This is a genomic window from Streptomyces albireticuli (assembly GCF_002192455.1).
GTDB classification, from domain to species: domain Bacteria; phylum Actinomycetota; class Actinomycetes; order Streptomycetales; family Streptomycetaceae; genus Streptomyces; species Streptomyces albireticuli_B.
Map to the genome: position 1 here is coordinate 7262130 of NZ_CP021744.1, position 19069 is coordinate 7281198.

The window sequence follows — 19069 nt, forward strand, 5'->3', positions numbered from 1 at the left end:
TTGCATTCGCCCAGAAATGCCCTACACAGTCGTTTTCGCTGGTTACGGTGCTGGCAAGCGAGTCGATCATCGGCGACACCGCACCGCATTCCGGAGGATTTCCCGTGCCCGTATCCCGTCGCAGCCGGGCCATAGCCGCCCTCGCGGCCGCCCCGGTGCTCCTGTCCCTGGCGACGCCCGCCGTCGCCCGCGGGGCGCACGACCAGCACGACCAGCACCTGGCGAGGAAGCTGGTCAAGGAGGCGTCCGGGGAGAGCGCCTACCGTCACCTGGAGGCCTTCCAGAAGATCGCCGACGCCAACGGCGGCAACCGGGCCGCAGGCACCCCCGGCTACGACGCCTCGGCGGCCTATGTGTACGGGCAGCTCAAGCGCGCCGGGTACGACGTCTCGTACCAGGACTTCACGTTCTACGAGTCGAAGACCCTGCGCCAGAAGCTGACCGTGGGCGGGCGTCAACTTCCCACCGCCGCATACACCTTCAGCAGGTCGACCCCGGCCGGCGGGCTCACCGCCCAGCTGAAGGCCGCCCGCGTCGACGACACCCCGGGCTGCTCGCTCGACGACTACGCCTCGGACACCTTCACCGGGAAGATCGCGCTGGTGAAGCGCGGCAGCTGCACCTTCCCGGAGAAGGAGGCCGTCGCCGCGAAGGCGGGCGCGGCCGGCATCATCGTCTACAACCACTCCGGGACCGACCTGGCGCAGGGCACCGTCGAGTCGCGGGACAACGCCCACATCCCGGCCGCCGGGATCGGCCTGGCCGACGGTGAGGCGCTGGCCGGGCAGCTCGCCAAGGGCCCGGTCGAGGTCACTCTGGACGTGGCTACCGAGAACGTTGCCAAGAAGACCCGCAATGTGATCGCCGAGACCCGCACCGGCAACCCGGACAGCGTGGTCGCGCTCGGCAGCCACCTCGACTCGGTGCCCGACGGGCCCGGCATCAACGACAACGGCTCCGGCTCGGCCGGTCTGCTCGAGGTGGCCCTCAAGCTCGCCAAGGAGACCAAGCAGACCCGCAAGCACCCCAAGCAGCTCCCCAACAAGGTGCGGTTCTCCTGGTGGTCCGGCGAGGAGCTCGGCCTGTTCGGCTCGAAGCACTACGTCAAGAACCTCACCGAGCGGCAGCAGAAGCAGATCAAGCTCTATCTGAACTTCGACATGATCGCCTCGCCGAACGCGGCCCAGCTCGTCTACGACGGCGACGACTCCGACAAGAAGGGAGCAGGCCCCGGCCCGGCCGGTTCGGCACAGATCGAGGGCCTCATCAACGGCTATCTCGACAAGCGGCACGTCCAGCACGAGGGCTACGACTTCAACGGGCGCTCCGACTACGGCCCCTTCATCGCGGTCGGCATCCCGGCCGGCGGCACCACCACCGGCGCCGAGGAGATCAAGTCGCCCGAGCAGTCCAGGAAGTGGGGCGGGAAGGCCGGGGAGGCCTTCGACCCCAACTACCACGCCGCGGGCGACACGTTGAAGAACATCGACAAGAAGTACTTCGACCTCAATATCGACGTCATCGCCCAGGCAGTCGGCACGTACGCCTACGACCTGAGCTCGCTGAAGCACTGAGCCGACGCGGGCGGCGGACAGGAAAAGGCGGGGCGGGTGCTCGTGATGAGCGCCCGCCCCGCCGTCGTTCGCACGGAGTGCTACTGCGTGACCTTCCCGATGAGCACGCTGCCGGTGCCCGCCGCGGTGCCGCGCTCGTCCACCAGCTGCACGGTCCCGAAGAACTGACGTCTCCTCCTCCAGGTCCGGCCGGCCGGCCCGCTGCGCCTGCACTTACTGATCGTTTCAGAATGAGTTGAGCTGTGGGTCTTGCGTTTGACGATCTTGGTCGACAGGGTGTCCGGGTGCGTGCTGATCTTGTTCCGGACGACCTGTGGGAGCGGGTGGCTCCGCTGCTGCCACCCGCGCCCGAGCGGCGCTACCGCCATCCCGGGCGACTCCGCGTCCCGGACAGGGCGGCCCTCGCGGGCATCATGTACGTGCTGCGAACCGGTGTTGCCTGGCGCGACGTGCCCACCGAGAGCGTGGGCTGCTGCGGCGTCACGGCCTGGCGCCGGCTGCGGGACTGGACCGAGGCCGGCGTCCGGCCGCGCCTGCACGCCGTCCTGCTGACCGAACTGCGCCGAGCGGACTCGCTGGACCTGGACGACTGCGCGGTCGACGGCTCACACGTCCGGGCCCTCAAGGGGGGGACCATGTCGGCCCCTCACCCGTCGACCGTGCCCGCCCCGGCTCCAAGCACCACCTGATCGTCGACCGCCACGGAACCCCGCTCGCCCTCACGCTCACCGGCGGCAACCGCCATGACGTCACCCAGCTCCTGCCGCTGCTGGACGCCGTCCCACCGATCCGGGGCCTGCGTGGACGCCCTCGCCGCGAGCCCCGGCGCTTGTACGCCGACCGCGGCTACGACTTCGACAAGTACCGCCGCCTGCTGTGGAAGCGCGGCATAAAACCGCTGATCGCCCGACGCGGCGTCGCCCACGGTTCCGGACTGGGCATGATCCGGTGGGTCGTTGAGCGCGCGTTCGCCTGGCTGCGCCAGTTCGAACGGCTCCGCACCCGCTACGAGCGACGCGCCGACCTCCACCAGGGCCTGCTCGAACTCGCCTGCGGCATCACCTGCCTACGACGGCCCCGGACGACACTCTGAAACGATCAGTAAGGCCCCCGGTACACACCGGGGGCCTTCGGCACAAGCGGTCGAGACGGCGGCGCACCGCCGGACGTCAGCCCGGCACGACCTCCCGCCGGCTCTCCGCCCACGCCCCCCACAGCGCCGCGTACCGCCCGCCCGCCGCCACGAGCTCCTCGTGGGTGCCCGACTCGACCACCCGGCCGCCGTCGAGGACGACGACCCGGTCCGCCGTCGCGGCCTGGGTCAGGCGGTGGGCGACGACCAGGCTCGTACGGCCGGAGAGGGCGCGTGCCGCGGCCGTCTCCAGGGTGCGGGCGCCGGCGCTGCCGGCGTCGGCGGTGGCCTCGTCGAGGATGGCGACCGGCGGGTCGGCGAGGACGAGGCGGGCGAGGGCGAGGTGCTGGGCCTGGGTCACCGTGAGGCGGTGGCCGCCCTCGCCGACCACCGTGGCCGGTCCGTCCGGGAGTTCCTCCACCCAGGACAGGGCGTCGACCCGTTCGAGCGCGGCCCGCAGTTCCTCGTCCGTGGCCTCGGGGCGGGCCAGCCGGAGGTCGTCGGAGAGCGTGCCCGCGAAGACGTGGACCTCCTGGCTGATGAGGGTGACCGCGCGGCGGATGCCCGCGGGGCCCAGCTCCCGGCTGTCGACGCCGCCGAGGGCGACGGAGCCGCCGGACGGCTCGTGGATGCCGGCGATCAGCTTGGCGAGGGTGGTCTTGCCGGCGCCGCTGGCACCGACCAGGGCGACGCGTTCGCCGTCGCGCACCGTCAGGTCGACGTCGTGCAGCACCGGGCGGCCGGTCACGTACGTGTGGCTGAGCGCGGTCACCCGGACCGAGCCGTCCGCGGGCGCGGCGGGCCCGTCGGGCTCCTCCTCGCCGGGGAGGGTCGAGACGCCGACCAGGCGGGCCAGGCTCGCCCCGGCGGACTGCGCGTCGTCGATGAGGACGAGCGCGGCGTTGAGCGGGTTGAAGAGGCTGTGGAAGTACAGCGCGGCGGCGGTCGCCGTACCGATGCTCACGGAGCCGTTGTCGACCAGGAAGAAGCCGGTGACGAGGACCGACGTGAGGCCGAGGAACTCGGCGATGTTGAGCCGCGAGAAGAAGCCCGTCACCAGCCGGTTGCCGCGCAGCGCCAGGTCGACGGCCGACTGCGACCGCTCCCCGACCAGATCGACGTGACGGCCGGTCAGCCGGAACGCGCGCACGGTGCGGACGCCGCCGACGCTGTCGAGGAGCTGGTGCTGGAGGGCCCCCGTGGCCACGCGGTGCGCGGCGTAGACGGGGATGGCGCGGCTCATGTACCAGCGCACGGTGAAGTAGTGGACGGGTGCCGCGACCAGGACGACGAGCGCGAACCGCCAGTCCAGCACCGCGAGGCCGACCAGGGTCAGCAGGATCGTGAAGACGGAACGGCTGAACTCGGGCAGGGCCTGGCGCACGGTCTGCGCGATGAGGGCGACGTCGCCGGTGACCCGGGAGGTGAGGTCGCCCGAGCCGGCCTTCTCGACGCGTTCGAGCGGCAGCCGCAGCGCCCGCTCGATGAACTGCTCGCGCAGGCTCGCGAGGACGGTCTCGCCGAGCCGGGCGACGAGGGAGCTGCCGACGGCGGTGGCGGCGCCGCGCCCCACGGCGACCGCGACGAGGAGGATCATCGGCAGGGTCAGGGCGTCCGCCCCGCGCCGCTGGACCACCTGGTCGACGATGTGGCCGAGCAGCGGGGCGGTGAGCAGGCCGATGCCGGTGCCGACGAGCAGGACGGTCACCGCCGCCACCGCCAGGCCCCGGTGGCGCCGCAGCAGCGGGCCGACGACGGCGAGCGTCTGGGCGCCGGTGGCGGTCGGCAGGAGTACGCGGTCCGGTGTGCCGGCTGGGCTCATCGTCCGTCCGTTCTCGTTCGTGGTGGCGTCGGGGGAGGCCGGAGCCGAGGTGGCGGTCATGCGAGCACCACCGAGCGGTACGCCGCGTCGGCGGCCGCGAGTTCGGTGTGCGGGCCGTCGGCGGTGACGGTGCCCCCGTCGAGGACGACGACCCGGTCGGCCGTCGCGAGCAGGGCGGGGCTGGTGGTGACCAGGATCGTGGTGCGGCCCTCGCGGAGGTCCCGCAGCCGGGAGGCGATCCGGGACTCGGTGACGGTGTCCACCGCCGTGGTCGGGTCGTGCACGACCAGGACGGGCGGGTCGGCGGCGAGGGCGCGGGCGAGCGCGACGCGCTGCCGCTGGCCGCCGGAGAGCGACCGTCCGCGCTCGTCGATCAGCGTGCCGAGGCCGTCGGGCAGGGTGCGGGCGACCTCGTCGGCCGCCGCGGCAGCCAGCGCCGGCGCGGCGCTCGCCGCGTCGCCCTCGCCGCCCGCCAGGACGTTGTCCAGCAGGGTGCCCTCGAAGAGGTCGGCGTCGTGGTGGGCGACGAGGATCGCCCGGCGCGTCCCGACGGGGTCCAGCTCGGACAGGCCGACGCCGTCCAGCTCGATCGACCCCTCGTCGGGCGCGGCCTCCCTGCCCAGGCAGACCAGCAGGTCGGCCGCGGTCGCGGGGTCCTTCGCGACGATGCCGACGAGGCTCCCGGGGCGGATGTCGAGGTCGACCCCGCGCAGCGCCCCGTGCCGTACGCCGCGCAGCCGGAGCGCCCCGGCGACGGGTTCGGCCGGAGCGGCCGCCCCGGCGGGCACCGCCGGCGGCGCCGCGAGCACCGAGGCGATCCGGTCCGCCGACGCGCGCCCCTGGGCGAACTGGCCGTTGACGTAGGTGAGCAGCTGGAAGGGGCCGAGGAGGAACTGCGCGAGGCCCACGGCCGCCACCAGGTCACCGACGCTGATGTCACCGTTCATCGCCAGGTGCGCGCCGACGAGCCCGATGACCGCGATGAAGATCCCGGTCAGGGCGAGGATCGCGCCGTCGTGCCAGGCCCGGCTCCCGGCCGCGCGCAGGGCCGCCGCCAGGGAGTCCTGGCTGGTCCGCCGGTAGCGGTCCACCGCGGCCGACTCGGCGCCGAAGCCCTTGAGCACCCGGAGGCCCGACACCAGGTCGGTCGCGATGCCGGAGGCCTGCGCGGCGTGCTCCTGCTCGGTGCCGCTGCGCCGTTCGAGAGGACGGCTGATGCGGTGGCCGAGCCACAGCAGCGGCGGGATGCCGAGCAGGACGAGCAGGCCGAGCGGCACCGATATCCGGAGCAGCGCCACGGCGCTGATGGCCAGTCCGGCGAGCGCGGACACCCCGTACGGCAGGACGGTCGCGACGCCGCCCACGCGCTTGGCGTCGCTCGTGGCGATGGTGGCCAGCACACCGGGGAGCCGGTCCTTGTCCGCGCCGCCGCGCGGGTCGAGCACCCGGGTACCGAGGTCGCGGCGGAGCAGATGGGCGGCCTGTTCCCCGGCGCGTTCGCCCATCCGCGCGCCGATGCGGTAGCAGCTGGACAGGACGAGGAAGAGGCTGGCGAGCACCAGCAGCCAGCGCAGCAGGGCACCGGACGAACCGGTGGCCACCGCTTGGTCGATCACCAGGCCTATGACGACCGGGACCATCGCCTCGCACGCCTGGTGCGCGGTGCCCAGGAGCGATGCCCCGGCCACATGACGACGTTGGCCCGCGATCGCCCTTCGGAGGACGTCGCCCCCCGTCGGTCCTCCATCGAGCATCGCTCTACCTCCACAGACACAGCAATAAGTTAGGTAAGGCTACCTTAACTATCATGGTCAGGCCGGGTTGCGCGCCGGTCCGGACCGCGTCCGCCCCCATCCGGGCAACCGGCGTTGACCTGGGCGAAGTTATTCGATTAGGTTTACCTAAGTTGTCGCGCTGCCGGGGCCTTTCCGTTGCCGGTCCCAGCCGTCGTACCGAGTGCCAGGGAGGCCCTTGTTGTCAGTCGAGGCGCCGGACAAACCCGGAACCGGTGCCGGCGGCCCTCCGGCCCCGGCCACCCGACGGCCCTCGGCGGGGCTCTGGCGCGGCCTGGGGCTGCTCGCCGCCGTCGGCGTGCTGCTCCTGCTGTCCCTGGCCGGCATCTGGCTCGGCACCCGGGACATCCCCTTCACCGCCACGTGGAGCCTGCTCTGGCACAACGACGGCTCCAGCGCCGCCGTCGTCATCCACGACTACCGGATCCCGCGGACCGTGCTCGGCCTCCTCGTCGGCGTGGCCCTCGGCCTCTCCGGCGCGCTGATGCAGGCCCTGACCCGCAATCCGCTCGCCGACCCCGGCCTCCTCGGAGTGAGCCTGGGCGCCTCGACGGGTGTGGTGGTGGGCATCGCCTTCCTCGGCGTCGGCACGGTCCTCGGCTATGTGTGGTTCGCCTTCCTCGGCGCCGCCCTCGCCTCCGTCGCCGTCCACCTCCTCGGCTCGTCCGGGCGGAGACTGGTGACACCCGACCGGCTGGTCGTCGCCGGCGCGGCCGTCACCGCGGTGCTCTACGCCTTCAACTCGGCGGTCCTGCTGCTCCACCCGCGCGCCTTCGACGAGTTCCGGTTCTGGACGGTGGGCTCGCTCGGCGGCCGGAAGTTCGACGTGGTGTACGTGATCCTGCCGTTCGTCGTGGTCGGCACCCTGATCGCGCTCGCCCTGGCCCGCCCGCTGAACGCCCTGGCCATGGGCGACCAGGTGGGCCGGGCGCTGGGCGTCCACGTCGGCCGCACCCGGCTCTTCGGCGCCGTCGCCGTGATGCTGCTGTGCGGCGCCGCCACCGCCGCCGCGGGGCCCATCGGCTTCGTCGGCCTCGCCGTGCCGCACATCGCCCGCTTCGTGGCCGGCCCCGACCAGCGGTGGGTGATGGCCTACTCCGCCCTGCTCGCGCCGATCCTGCTGATCGGCGCGGACGTGCTGGGCCGCGTCCTCGGCTACCCGGGAGAGGTGCAGGTGGGCATCGTCACCGCCTTCCTGGGCGGCCCCCTGTTCCTCGCCCTCTGCCGCCGCCGGAAGCTGGTCATGCTGTGAGCCCCGTCCAGGAAGCCCGCCCGAAGACCCGCGGGCCGGGTGGTGTGATCGTGCGCAGCCGGGGCGGGCGGGTGTCGCTGCGGATCGAGGTCCGTCCGCTCGCCGTGATGCTGGTTCTGCTGGCCGCCCTGGTCGTCACGATGGGATTCACCCTCACCACCGGTGACTTCGAGCTGTCGATCGGGGAGGCGTTCCAGGCGCTCGTCGGCCAGGGTTCGGGGAGCGCCGACTTCATCGTCAACACCCTGCGCCTGCCAAGGCTGCTGACCGCGATGGCCGTCGGCGCGGCCCTGGCGGTCAGCGGCGCGATCCTCCAGAGCCTGTCGCGCAACCCGCTCGGCAGCCCGGACATCATCGGCTTCACCAACGGGTCGGCGACCGGCGCCCTGGTCGTCATCGTCATGCTCCACGGCAGCATGGCCCAGATCGCGCTCGGCGCGCTGATCGGCGGACTGGCCACCGCCGTGGCCGTCTACCTGCTGGCGTTCAGCCGGGGCTCGCAGGGCTTCCGGCTCGTCGTCATCGGCATCGGTGTGAGCGCCATCCTGCTCGCCGTCAACTCCTACCTGATCACCCGGGCGAGCCTCCAGGACGCGCTGGAGGCGCAGACCTGGCTGATCGGCAGCCTCAACAGCCGCACCTGGGACCAGGCGGCCATGACGGGGATCGCGCTCGCGGTGCTCCTCCCGGTCGCCTTCCGGTTCGGCCGCAGGCTGTCCCTGCTGGAGATGGGTGACGACACGGCCATGGCGCTCGGCGTCGACGCGGCCCGCACCCGGCTGGTGCTGCTGGCCGTGAGCGTCGGCCTCGCCGCCGTCGCCACCGCCGCGACCGGCCCGATCTGGTTCGTCGCCCTGGCCGCCCCCCAGCTCGCCCGCCGCCTCGTCCGCTCCTCCGGCCCCGGCCTCCTCCCGGCGGCCCTCATGGGCGCGGTGCTGCTGGCCGTGAGCGACTTCGCGGTGCAGCGGGTCTTCTCGCCGACGCTGCTGCCGGTGGGGACGGCGACGGGCACGGTCGGGGGCCTGTACCTGATCGGCCTGCTGATCGCGGAGTCGCGCAAGTCCCGGACGTGAGCGGTGGGGGCCCTGCGGGGCCCTTTCCGCCCGCCCGGCGATTGAGCACGATCCGGGGAGGGGCGGGGTGGGGAAAACCCCCGCAGGGCGGCACCCCCGCCGCCGTCGCCGCGCGCGACCCGCGCTAGATCACCGCCCCCGCCACCGCCCCGTCTCGAACCCCCGCGCCTCGATGAACGACTTGAACCGCTCCAGATCCCCCTTCGCCTGCCGCCGCACGAACCCCAGCACGTCCCCCACCGTGTCCACGAATCCCTCCGGCGCGTGGTCGAACTGGAGCATGACCTTCGTGCGGGAGACGTCCAGGCGGTGGAAGGTGACGACGCCGGCCTGCCGGACCTCGCCGCCCACCGTGGTCCACGCGACCCGTTCGTCCGGGATCTGCTCACTGATCTCCGCGTCGAACTCACGGATGACACCGTCGACGTTCGTCACCCAGTGGGTGAGGGTCGGCGTGCGCTGCTCGACGCGTTCGACGCCTTTCATGAAGCGGGGGAACTCCTCGAACTGCGTCCACTGGTTGTAGGCGGTGCTGATCGGCACCTCGACCTCGATGGACTGTTCGATCTGGGACATGGCTGACCTCTCCTCAGGAATGGGGTGGGAAAACCGGGTCACCCGGCGAGTGCCCCCGATCCACGGCCCGAGACATCCCTTTTTCGCGGAGCCCCGGCCACGGCTCCGGCCGCGCCCGGCACCCGGTCGGACGCGTTTCCCTTGCGGCAAACAGGTCACCCGCACAGGGATCCCGGCAAGGAGCGAGCGTTCCACGGGGAGCGGAGACTTTATGGACCACTCATGCGCGCCGGTGCTGGAGGCCCTCGCCGCCTACGGCAGGACGGGCCAGACCCCCTTCACCCCACCCGGCCACAAACAAGGGCGCGGCGCGGACCCGCGGGTGCGGGCCGTCCTGGGGGACGCGGTGTTCGCCCACGACGTCCTGGCCATCAGCGGGCTGGACGACCGTACGTCCTCCCACCACGTGCTGGAACGGGCCCAGGAGCTGATGGCCGACGCCGTCGGGGCCGAGCACACCTTCTTCTCCACCTGCGGCAGCTCCCTGTCCGTCAAGGCGGCCATGCTGGCGGTGGCCCGGCCGCACCAGAAGCTGCTGATCGGCCGGGACGTTCACAAGTCGGTGGTCTCGGGGCTCATCCTCTCCGGCGTGCGGCCCGTCTGGGTCGACCCGCGATGGGACCCGGAGCTGCACCTGGCCCACCCGCCGTCCCGCGCCGCCTTCGACGAGGCGTTCGAGCGGCACCCCGACGCCGAGGGCGCCCTCGTCACCAGCCCCACCCCGTACGGCACCTGCGCGGACCTCGCCGGCCTCGCCGAGGTCTGCCACCGCCGGGGCAAGCCCCTGATCGTCGACGAGGCGTGGGGCGCGCACCTCCCCTTCCACCCCGGCCTCCCGACGTGGGCCATGGACGCCGGGGCGGACGTGTGCGTCACCTCCGTGCACAAGATGGGGTCCGGGCTCGAACAGAGCTCCGTCTTCCACCTCCAGGGCGACCGCGTCGACGACAAGGCCCTCAAGGCCTGCGCCGACCTGCTCGGCACCACCAGCCCCTCCGTCCTCGTCTACGCCGCCCTCGACGGCTGGCGACGCCAGATGGTCGAACACGGCCGCGCGCTCTACGACGACGCCCTCGCCCGGGCCGAGGACGTGCGCGCCCGGATCGACGCGATCGACGGCATGCGCGTCCACGGCCGGGCCGACTTCTGCGGGCCCGGCCGCGCCGCCGACCTGGACACCCTCCAGGTGATCGTCGACATCTCCACGCTCGGCACCACCGGCTACCGCGCGGGCGACTGGCTCCGCGAACACCACCGGATCAACCTGCACCTCTGCGACCACCGGCGGATCAGCGCCCAGCTGACCCACGCCGACGACGACGAGACCACCGGCGTCCTGCTCGACGCCCTGCGCGACCTGGCGGACCACGCGGACGCGCTGCGGCCGGCCCCCGCCGTCGACGTCCCGCCGCCCTCGGAGCTCCGCCTGGAACAGGCGGAGCTGCCCCGGGACGCGTTCTTCGGGGACACCGAGCGGGTCCCCTGGGACAAGGCCGCCGGGCGCGTCGCCGCCGAGATGCTCACGCCCTACCCTCCCGGCATCCCCGCCGCCCTGCCCGGCGAACGCCTCACCGATCACGTCCTGCGCTATCTGCGCACCGGTGTCGAGGCGGGCATGGTCGTCCCCGACGCGGCCGACCCCGAGGTGAAGCACGTGAAGGTGGCCGTGGAACCGGAGGACGGGTGAGGAACGGGCGGTGCGGGCGGGGCCGCCCGGCCGGGACGCGTCCGGGAGCCGGACCGGGCCCCCGGCGCGCCGGCCCGTAGGCGCGCGTGCTCAGTGGGGCCGGGCGCGGTGCCGGGCGCGGGACGAGGGCAGCATGCGCTCCTCGTAACGCCCCAGGGCGAGCACCGCGCACAGCAGGAGTGGAGGCATCAGGAACACGACGGCGACCACCGGAACTCCTTCCACGAGGGACGGGTCCGTGGCCGGGTTGCCACGCGCCCCCGGCGCAAACCCCGCCGGCGCGCCCCGGTACGCACCGGGCCGTCAGAACCAGGGCGCCGCCGCGTCCCGCAGTGCCCTCACCCCGTCCGCCAGGGCGGCGGCCGAGGCCAGCGCGCCGGACACCATGAACACCGCGCGCCGCACCCGCCCCGGCCCCGGTTCCTCGTCGGCGGGCAGCGCGTCGTCGAGCTCGTCCAGCGCCCCCGCGGCCTCCTCGGCGGCGGCGGGCGGCAGCTCGTCGGGGGCGAGGGCGCGCAGGCACTCCCGCAGGTCCGCCACCGCCCGGCGCAGTTGCCGGACCTCGGGCGTCTCCGCCGCACCGCCGGAGGCGGCTCCCTCCTGGACGAACTCGGCCCTGGCATGGTCACCGGTCTGGATGTTGCCGGTGACCTGGCCCGCGACGTGGACGCGGCGGTCACCGCCCTGAGGTGTGGACACGGTTTCCTCAACTCCCTGGTGAGGAGGGCCCGGAGCCGGAGCCGATGTGCGGCCGCGGCGGCGTGACCGTCCGGTAGCTCGCCCGTGCCCGGTCGCCCGTCTGGACGTTGCCGTGCACGGTGCCGTTGACGTGCACCGAATTGTCGAAGACGACATTGGCGCGCGAGTCGTACTCCGAGGTGCGGTAACCCGCGTCGCGGAGACAGCCGCGCACCGCCGTCACCGTACGGGTGCTGATGCCGGTGAGGAACCGGTCGACGTCCATCTCCTGGAACAGCTGCTGGTAATGGGGCTCGGCGGCCAGTTCCCGCACCGAGTACCTGGGCCCGTGGTCGACCACGCGGTCGGTCCGGCACATCCGCGCGTACCAGTCCTCGTTGCGCGTCGTCAGCGCGGCGGTCCGGAGGCCGCGCAGCAGGTCGCGCGGCGCCTCGCTGGCCAGGACGACCGCCGAGCCCAGCGCCTGCCGCACGAGCTCCGCCCAGCCCGCCGGGTCGGCCGGCGGCATCACATTGTCCAGGGCGTGGTACGCGCGGGCGATCGGCGGCAGCAGGAACGCCCGGGACTCCAGGAACAGCAGGCCGCCCTGCAACTGCACCCGGCTGAAGACGGTGAGCACCACCTCGCCCTCCCAACTGCCCACCCGGGCCGCCAGGTAGTGGCGCAGGCGCTCCTCGGCGGCGATGTCCAGGCTGTCCGGCCACCACGTCGGGGGTACGGGGGCGCCCGGCGCCAGGCCGAGCTCGACGGCCGCGGCGCGCCGGGCGAACGGAGCCATCCGGTGGAACGCGGTGCCCGGCCCCGTACCGCTCCAGTCCGCGGCCGGGCCCAGCCGCAGGCCGCTCTTCATGACGTAGTCGTCCACCTGGATGCCGTGCAGCCGGTCGCCGGGGTACGTGCCGGCCTCGCCCAGCCGGAGGAGCTCGGCGCGGATCCGCGCGTGCACGGCCGGGACGGTCAGCTCCCCGGGCTCGGCCGGTGGCCCGTCCGGATGTTTCTCCAGCCGCTTGTCCGGAGCGCGGTCGGTGTCGGGGAGCAGCTCGATCGCGAACGACCAGGCGTCCATCTCGATGCCGGCGCCCACGAACGGCGCGTAGTCGCTGTAGATGACGTCGGGATCGGCCTGCTGGCGCGCCAGCTGCCGGAACCGCGCCGCCGTGCGGCCGTGCCCGTCGAGCCTGGCCGGCGCCCGGCCCGTGGCGAAGAGGTGCAGCAGGCACGTACGGCGGTACTGGTCCACGGCCGCCACCACCGTCCAGCCCGCGAGGACGAGCAGGGCGGTGAGCAGGTGCCGGACCGTTCCGCCCAGCACCAGACCACCGAGGCCGCCCAGGACCGTGGTGGCCAGGAAGACGACGACGAGCAGCCACAGGACGCCGGTCAGTACCCGGCCGCCGCGCACCGCGCGCTCGCTGCCCGTCCGGGCGGCTCCCCGCTCCACCGCTCCCGCCACCACGCGGGTCACGAACAGCCAGAACCGCACGGCCAGGACCAGCAGCAACGGCAGCAGCGCCCCGGCCGCGTCGACCGCGAGCAGCGGCAAGGGGAGGACGAGCATGAGCGCCCCGCGATGGGCCGCCCGGCGCCGTGCGAAGAAGCACTCCTTGAGCACCGCCACCAGGTCCACGCCGTAGGACGGCGGCGGCACCCGGTGCGGGTTCTCCGCCAGTTCCGCGATCACCGCGTCGCGGAAGGCGCGGTCGGTGTGGGCGGCCCCGCGCAGGCAGGCGGTGGCGTCCCCGGGCCGGCTGCCCGCCTGGGCCTTGACGAGCTGCCACAGCGCGCTGTCCGGATCGCGCGGTACGGGGCCGGGTGGGCGGGGGCCGGGCGGCGGCTGCGGGCCGGGTGGTCGGGTCATCGTGGCGCGGGCCCTTCCGTCAGGTCGTCAGATCCGGGTGTCGTCACGTGCCGGCAGCCCGTACCGCGTGGCGATCGGCGTCCACTTCCGCAGGAACTCCTTCTTGGCCGCGGTGGCGAGCTCGCTGCTGCTCGCGGCGCGGTCGAAGGCGGAGCCGCGCGGGACGTCACCGGGGGAGCAGCCGGCGGCGTCGGCCGCCCAGCGGGCGAACGCCCGGTCGGCGTCCGCCGAGTGCCGCCAGGCCGCGCGCAGGTCCGCCGCGGCGGCCGACGCGTCGGGGAGGGCGTCCAGGGAGACCCGGGACAGGTCGGCGATCAGGCCGTCACGGCGGACCGCCGCGGCGTCCAGGGCCTCCTCCGCGGCGGCGACGGACGCGCGGGAGGCGCAGGAGTCGACGGCGGCCACCGCCGAGGTGACCTTCTCGCGGTCCGCCGCGCTCCTCGTCAGCAGCGCGTCGAGCGCCGCGGCCTGGGCGTCGGCCGTGCCGGACGCCGCGGATGCCTGAGGGGGCCCGGACGAGGCCGGAGCCCGGGGCGGTTCGCCCCCGGGCGCGGCCGGCGCCGACGGCGTGGCGGACGCGGATCCGCCGGACGCCGCGCCGGCCGGGTCGGGGTCGCCGCCGGAGCCGGAGAAGAAGAGCTTGGCGACGAGCAGGACGGCCGCGGCGAGCACCAGGGCACCGGCGACCGCGGCCAGGGCGACCCTCGGCGGCACGAACCGGCCACCACCGGCCCCCGGCTCCGGGGACGTCCTGTCCCCGGCCCCTCCCGGCGGCCCGGCGCGCGCGGTGTCACCGGACGCGGTCACCCAGCCGCCCGCGCCCCCACGTGCCGTGTTGTCCCAGCGTATCGGCGCGTCGCCGTCGTCCTCGGCCATCCGACATCCCCCGGTCGCTTCAGCGCACTGTCATCCTTCCGGTGCGCGTTGTCAACTCGTGGGACAAAGAGGGAAGTTGATGTTCCTGTTGTTGCCGGGTTCCGGGCCCGCCCAGGGCGGCGCCCCGAGGTCAGGCGGGCTTGCGGGCCTCGACGAGGAAACGGGTCGAGTGCGCGACGAACGGCCCCTCGCGTTCGATCTTCTCGTGCAGCTCGCGGAGCCGGTCGCGGTACCCGTCGACGGTGAACCCCGGCACCATCCAGATCACCTTGCGCAGGAAGTAGACCACCGCGCCGATGTCGAGGAACTCCGTCCGCAGCCGCTCGAACCGCAGGTCGGCGATGGTGAGCCCGGCGGCCTCGGCGTCCCGGCACTCGTCGTCGGGATGGCGCCTGCGGCGGACCTCCTCGCTCTGCGGCCCGAGGAAGTACTCGACGAGCTCGAAGACGCTGGCCGGGCCGACGTGCTGGGCCAGGTAGGTGCCGCCGGGCCGCAGGACGCGGGCGATCTCCGCCCACCACACGGTCGCCGGGTGGCGGCTGGTCACCAGGTCGAAGGCCTCGTCGGCGAACGGCAGCGGCGGCTCGTCGGGGTCGGCCACCACGACCGCGCCCCGCGGGTGCAGCAGCCGGGTCGCCTTGGCGACGTTGGGCGGCCAGGACTCCGTGGCCACCATCAGCGGGGGAAGCTTCGCCGCCCCGGCGAGGACCTCCCCGCCGCCGGTCTGGATGTCGAGGGCGGCCGACGCGCGGGCCAGGTGCTCGCTCATCGTGCGCTGGTAGCCCCAGGACGGCCGCTGCTCGGTGGCCCGGCCCGTCAGCCAGGAGAAGTCCCAGCCGTCCACCGAAGCGGATTCCGCCTCGGCCACGAGTTCGTCGAAAGTGCGTGACATACCTGGATCTTTACGGCGGAGGGGAAGAAAAGCAAAGGTATTTTCCTCAGGACGTACTCCGCCGCAGCACCGTGCCCAGCACCCGGTCGGCCGGGAAGTACCCCACGTCCCCGGAATCGAAGCTGACCTTCCGATTGTCTCCCAGCAGGACGACCCGGCCCGCCGGCACCCGCTCCTCGGGCACCCCCGCCAGGGACCGGACCCGGTCGCGCGGCACCGGGTCGCCGGCCACCGCGGCCACCCGCTTGATCAGCCACTCCCGGCCGCGCACCTCGGCGGCGCCGGCCGCGTACCGCACCGGCGGACCGGCCCAGGTGCCGCCGCCGGCCGGCCGCTCCGCCACCACCACTTGGCCCACCGCCGGCCGCGGGCCGCGCCGCACCAGGACCCTGTCGCCGTCCCGGAAGGCGGGCGCCATGCTCGCCCCGCGCACGGTGACCACGACCAGACCGCGCGCCAGGGAGAGCAGGGCGACCAGCCCCAGGACGGCCGCCACGACGGCCGCGCAGCCCAGCGTCGTCCACCAGGCGAGCTCCGCCGTCACCGGGCACCCCCGGCCGCCGGGCGCCCCCGCCTCACCGGGGCTCCCCGGTGAACGCGGGCTCGCCGCCGGGCTCCGCGCGGTACCCCGCCGCCTGGAGGGCGAACAGCCGCGCGTACCGCCCGCCGGACCCGATCAGTTCGGCGTGCGGGCCCCGCTCCACGACGCGCCCGTCCTCCAGGACGGCGATGACGTCGGCGTCGCGCACGGCCCCGAGCCGGTGCGAGATGAGCAGACTCGTCCGCCCGCCGCGGTGCCGCCGCAGCGCCGTGTGGATCTCGTGCTCCGCCTCGGCGTCCAGGCCCGCCGAGGGCTCGTCCAGGATCATCAGGTCCCGCCGGTCCCGGAGGAACGCCCGGGCGAGCGCGAGCCGCTGCCGCTGGCCGCCGGAGAGCACCACACCGGTCTCCGGGTCGTCCTTGTCGGACTCCATGAAGAACCTCCGCGACAGCAGCGTGTCGTACCCGTGGGGCAGACCGGCCAGCTTGGGGTGTATCCCGGCCCGCTCCGCCGCCGCCTCGATCCGCGGGCGGTCGCCGAGGGCCGTCAGATCGCCGAGGGCGATGTTCTCCGCCGCCGTCATGTCGTAGTGCATGTAGTCCTGGAACACCGCGCCGATCCGCCGCCGCAGCTCCGCCACGTCGACCGCGCGGATGTCCACGCCGTCCCAGAAAATCGACCCGCGGTCCGGGTCGTAGAACCGGCAGACCAGCTTCACCAGCGTGGACTTGCCCGCGCCGTTCAGCCCCACCAGCGCCAGCACCTCGCCGTGCCGGATACGCAGACTGACGCCCCGCAGCACCCAGGGGTGCTCGGGCGAGTACCGGAACCAGACGTCGCGCAGCTCGATCCCCCGGGCCAGGGGCGGCAGCGCCACGGGCCGTACGGGCACGGGCAGATCGGGCCCCGCCCGTTCCACCGCCAGGTAGTGGTCGAACATCAGCAGCGCCCGGTGGGCACGGGCCACCTCGCCCGCCAGACCGGCCAGCGCGCCCTGCACCCCGGCCACCGCGGCCACGAACATGACGACGTCACCGGGCGACAGGGTCCCGGCGTGCGCGGCGCCCACCGCCCACAGCAGCCCGCCGCCGGACACGCCCGCGGCCAGCAGCCCGAGCCCCGACTGGACCCAGGCCTCCCGCCGGTCCACCGCCCGTTTCGCGGCGTCGGCCGTCCGCCGGTCCGCCAGCATCCGGCCGCGCAGGAAGGCGCCGATGCCGAAGAGCCGGATCTCCTTGGCCGCCTCCACGCTGGACAGCAGCTCGGCGTAGAACATCTGCCTGCGCTCGACCGGGCCGACCTCCCAGAGGGTCCGCGCCTTCCGCCGGGCCATCGCGACCTCGGACAGCAGCGTGGGCACCGCCGCCGCCAGCACCAGACCGGTCATCAGCGGGCTGAGCAGGGCCAGCGATCCGAGGAAGCCGCCGATCGTCAGGGCGGCGCGGGCGATGCCGACGGCCCCGTCGACGGCCTGGTTGGGGCTGCCGCCACCGGCGCCCTGCGCCAGCCGCAGCCGGTCGAGGAAGAGGGGGTTCTCGAACCGGCCCAGCCCGGCGAAGCCCTCCACCGCCGTGTACAGCCGGTCCTCGGCCAGCAGCCCGACCTTCCGGTCCAGCTCCGCGCGCAGGTACTGGCCGGCCTGGGGCACCACCCCGAGGACCACCCCGGACGCGGCGAGCCCCGCGCCCAGGCCGACCAGCCGGCCCGAAGGGGCGTCGGCGCTCAGGGCGTCCAGCAGCAGCTTGGTCAGCCAGGCCGTCGTCACGGGGAGCGCGCCGACCGCCAGCGTGAGCACCAGGTGGAGGGTGAGCGCGCCGGGCGCCGCGCGGGCCACCAGGGCGGCGGCCGCGGCGGTCCGGCGCAGCACGGCCAGCGGGCCGGCGGGGCCCACGGGCTCCCGGTCGGCCTCGTCCGCGGCCCGGCGGGCGGGCCCCTCGGGCCCCGGCCCGCCGTGGTCCCGCTCGCTCATGCCGCCACGGCGGGGGAGTCCAGGTTCACCCTGTTCTGCGCGACCACGGCGTGGCCGTGGCCGTCCTGGGTGAGCCGGAGCACCGTGGGGAAGCCCTTGACCCGGAACGCGGTGGTCAGGGCGGTGTCACTGCCCTCGACGACGACCCGCGCCACCGGGCGGAGGGCCTCGACCTGCTCCGCGGCCAGGTCGGCGGCGCCGACCACCACGGCCAGCACCCGCTCCGGGCCGCCGCCCCTGGCCCGCGCGTACGCGACGAAGTGCGGCAGCATCTCGTGGCAGGGCTCGCAGTTGGGCGAGAAGAACGCCACCAGGGTGTCCCCGCGCAGCGATTCGCGGGTCAGCACCGCGCCGTCGACGGCGACGGCCGTGAACTCGCCGACCTCCTCGCCGACACCGATGACGGGCGGCATGCCCGGCATGTTCTCGGACACCTTGGCCAGCAGCTCGGTGTGCTCCCGCAGCCGCTTCACCACACCGAGCGTGAGCAGCAGATCGAGCGTACAGAGCGATCCCACCAGTACCACCGCCGCGATCAGGACGGGCATCGGAGTCCTCTCCTCTGAGGTCCAGTCGAGGCCGCCCGGGGTTCCGGGGCCTCGGTCGTATCCGTGCGCGGTCACCGGCCGCGGGCGAGGCCCGGTGCCGGGCCGACGGGCCGGAACAGGTCGAGGATGTCGTCGAGGGTGACCACCAGCCCGCCCAGGAGCAGGCCGCCGACGACCGCCACGACCACACCGCCCGGAGCGTCCGGGCGGGCGGCGCCGGCCACGAGCACAGCGGCCGCGCCGGCGCCCGCCGCGGCCGTGAGAGCGAGGTTCCGGACGACGTGTCTGAGGCCGAGCGGCCTCGTCGACGCGCCGAAACAGCGGCAGGGCGTCCGCACGCCACGCCGCACGGACAGCGCGATGGCCGCCGCGAAACCGGCCAGCAGGACACCGGCCACCGCGAACCCCGCGACCGCGACGGCACCCGGACCGGGCGCCGCGAGCAGCAGGCACACGGCGCACTCGGCGGCCACCACGCACCACGCCACCGGCCGGGCCGCGCGCGGCGGGACCAGCCTCAGGTCGCGCACCGAGGACACGAAGCGGCCGGACGCCCCCCGCCCGCCCACCTTGCTGACGGCGGAGGCGAGGAACACCGCGCCGATCAGACAGCGGATCCCGAGTGCCAGATATCCCACCTGGAGTTCCTCCTCCTGTCGCGGAGCGGTCGGGCGGAGCGGGCGAGCGGGGCGGCCCGCGCGTCGTCGTCGACGGCGGGCCGCGCGCGCCGGCCGGGGCCCCGGGCCCCGGAGCGCGGGTCCGGCAGGGAAGGGCCGT

17 protein-coding genes are annotated in these 19069 nt (G+C 74.2%); 6 read left to right on the plus strand and 11 right to left on the minus strand.

Features of this window, described 5'->3' with window-relative positions; translation table 11 throughout:
• Positions 1-104 precede the first annotated feature (104 nt).
• The 3 genes from SMD11_RS31220 to SMD11_RS31225 all read left to right on the plus strand — a co-directional run bounded on the left by SMD11_RS31220 (position 105) and on the right by SMD11_RS31225 (position 2667).
• Positions 105-1574, plus strand: a complete 1470-nt coding sequence (locus SMD11_RS31220; protein WP_234366246.1) for a M28 family metallopeptidase — start codon at positions 105-107, stop codon at positions 1572-1574.
• Between the two features lie 45 nt (positions 1575-1619).
• Positions 1620-1742, plus strand: coding sequence for a hypothetical protein (locus SMD11_RS36930; RefSeq protein ID WP_267896874.1), 123 nt, complete (start codon positions 1620-1622; stop codon positions 1740-1742).
• Between the two features lie 116 nt (positions 1743-1858).
• Positions 1859-2667 (plus strand): IS5 family transposase gene (locus SMD11_RS31225; RefSeq protein WP_087929636.1). Its coding sequence is split into 2 segments (ribosomal slippage): positions 1859-2198 and positions 2198-2667, totalling 810 coding nucleotides; the frame shifts between segments, so codons are not numbered across the junction.
• Positions 2668-2743: 76 nt separating this feature from the next.
• On the opposite strand, the gene SMD11_RS31230 is transcribed toward SMD11_RS31225, so the two are convergent.
• Together SMD11_RS31230 and SMD11_RS31235 are read right to left on the minus strand one after the other, a co-directional pair.
• Positions 2744-4588, minus strand: coding sequence for an ABC transporter ATP-binding protein (locus tag SMD11_RS31230; protein WP_087929637.1), 1845 nt, complete (start codon positions 4586-4588; stop codon positions 2744-2746).
• Positions 4585-6282: an ABC transporter ATP-binding protein gene (locus tag SMD11_RS31235; RefSeq protein WP_087929638.1), complete on the minus strand. Its 1698-nt coding sequence runs from the start codon at positions 6280-6282 to the stop codon at positions 4585-4587. Before SMD11_RS31235 ends, SMD11_RS31230 begins: the two co-directional genes overlap by 4 nt.
• Before the next feature lie 220 nt (positions 6283-6502).
• On the opposite strand from SMD11_RS31235, the gene SMD11_RS31240 reads away from it, so the two are divergent.
• Both SMD11_RS31240 and SMD11_RS31245 read left to right on the plus strand, forming a co-directional pair.
• The gene (locus SMD11_RS31240) at positions 6503-7573 is read left to right on the plus strand and encodes a FecCD family ABC transporter permease (protein WP_087929639.1); all 1071 of its coding nucleotides are present in this window, start codon (positions 6503-6505) and stop codon (positions 7571-7573) included.
• Positions 7570-8646 (plus strand): FecCD family ABC transporter permease, encoded by a 1077-nt coding sequence (locus SMD11_RS31245; protein ID WP_234366247.1) that lies wholly within the window; start codon positions 7570-7572, stop codon positions 8644-8646. Before SMD11_RS31240 ends, SMD11_RS31245 begins: the two co-directional genes overlap by 4 nt.
• 129 nt (positions 8647-8775) lie before the next feature.
• On the opposite strand, the gene SMD11_RS31250 is transcribed toward SMD11_RS31245, so the two are convergent.
• On the minus strand, positions 8776-9222 hold the full coding sequence (locus SMD11_RS31250) for an SRPBCC family protein (protein ID WP_087929640.1): 447 nt from the start codon (positions 9220-9222) through the stop codon (positions 8776-8778).
• Between the two features lie 211 nt (positions 9223-9433).
• Between SMD11_RS31250 and SMD11_RS31255 the strand changes: the two genes are divergently transcribed.
• The gene (locus SMD11_RS31255) at positions 9434-10909 is read left to right on the plus strand and encodes an aminotransferase class I/II-fold pyridoxal phosphate-dependent enzyme (protein WP_087929641.1); all 1476 of its coding nucleotides are present in this window, start codon (positions 9434-9436) and stop codon (positions 10907-10909) included.
• Positions 10910-11212: 303 nt separating this feature from the next.
• On the opposite strand, the gene SMD11_RS31260 is transcribed toward SMD11_RS31255, so the two are convergent.
• From SMD11_RS31260 to SMD11_RS31295, 8 genes are all read right to left on the minus strand, one after another.
• Complete coding sequence (locus SMD11_RS31260) at positions 11213-11608, minus strand: DUF5955 family protein (protein WP_087929642.1); 396 nt, start codon at positions 11606-11608, stop codon at positions 11213-11215.
• Positions 11609-11615: 7 nt separating this feature from the next.
• Positions 11616-13466, minus strand: coding sequence for a hypothetical protein (locus tag SMD11_RS31265; RefSeq protein WP_087929643.1), 1851 nt, complete (start codon positions 13464-13466; stop codon positions 11616-11618).
• A gap of 27 nt (positions 13467-13493) precedes the next feature.
• Positions 13494-14342 carry a hypothetical protein gene (locus SMD11_RS31270; RefSeq protein WP_087929644.1) on the minus strand — a complete coding sequence of 283 codons (849 nt, stop codon included), beginning with the start codon at positions 14340-14342 and terminating at the stop codon, positions 13494-13496.
• 130 nt (positions 14343-14472) lie between these two features.
• Positions 14473-15234 (minus strand): class I SAM-dependent methyltransferase, encoded by a 762-nt coding sequence (locus SMD11_RS31275; protein WP_087929645.1) that lies wholly within the window; start codon positions 15232-15234, stop codon positions 14473-14475.
• Positions 15235-15280: 46 nt separating this feature from the next.
• Positions 15281-15778: a S26 family signal peptidase gene (locus SMD11_RS31280; protein ID WP_234366248.1), complete on the minus strand. Its 498-nt coding sequence runs from the start codon at positions 15776-15778 to the stop codon at positions 15281-15283.
• Between the two features lie 31 nt (positions 15779-15809).
• Positions 15810-17744, minus strand: a complete 1935-nt coding sequence (locus SMD11_RS31285) for an ABC transporter ATP-binding protein (RefSeq protein ID WP_087929646.1) — start codon at positions 17742-17744, stop codon at positions 15810-15812.
• Positions 17741-18292: a TlpA family protein disulfide reductase gene (locus tag SMD11_RS31290; RefSeq protein WP_087929647.1), complete on the minus strand. Its 552-nt coding sequence runs from the start codon at positions 18290-18292 to the stop codon at positions 17741-17743. Before SMD11_RS31290 ends, SMD11_RS31285 begins: the two co-directional genes overlap by 4 nt.
• Before the next feature lie 71 nt (positions 18293-18363).
• Positions 18364-18930, minus strand: coding sequence for a MauE/DoxX family redox-associated membrane protein (locus SMD11_RS31295; protein ID WP_087929648.1), 567 nt, complete (start codon positions 18928-18930; stop codon positions 18364-18366).
• Positions 18931-19069: the final 139 nt, after the last annotated feature.

Coding starts and splice junctions, on each gene's coding strand:
- SMD11_RS31290 (WP_087929647.1), bottom strand. CDS start 18,292: ATGCCCGTCCTGATCGCGGCGGTGGTACTGGTGGGATCGCTCTGTACG.
- SMD11_RS31230 (WP_087929637.1), bottom strand. CDS start 4,588: ATGACCGCCACCTCGGCTCCGGCCTCCCCCGACGCCACCACGAACGAG.
- SMD11_RS36930 (WP_267896874.1), top strand. CDS start 1,620: ATGAGCGCCCGCCCCGCCGTCGTTCGCACGGAGTGCTACTGCGTGACC.
- SMD11_RS31285 (WP_087929646.1), bottom strand. CDS start 17,744: ATGAGCGAGCGGGACCACGGCGGGCCGGGGCCCGAGGGGCCCGCCCGC.
- SMD11_RS31250 (WP_087929640.1), bottom strand. CDS start 9,222: ATGTCCCAGATCGAACAGTCCATCGAGGTCGAGGTGCCGATCAGCACC.
- SMD11_RS31255 (WP_087929641.1), top strand. CDS start 9,434: ATGGACCACTCATGCGCGCCGGTGCTGGAGGCCCTCGCCGCCTACGGC.
- SMD11_RS31275 (WP_087929645.1), bottom strand. CDS start 15,234: ATGTCACGCACTTTCGACGAACTCGTGGCCGAGGCGGAATCCGCTTCG.
- SMD11_RS31235 (WP_087929638.1), bottom strand. CDS start 6,282: ATGCTCGATGGAGGACCGACGGGGGGCGACGTCCTCCGAAGGGCGATC.
- SMD11_RS31270 (WP_087929644.1), bottom strand. CDS start 14,342: ATGGCCGAGGACGACGGCGACGCGCCGATACGCTGGGACAACACGGCA.
- SMD11_RS31265 (WP_087929643.1), bottom strand. CDS start 13,466: ATGACCCGACCACCCGGCCCGCAGCCGCCGCCCGGCCCCCGCCCACCC.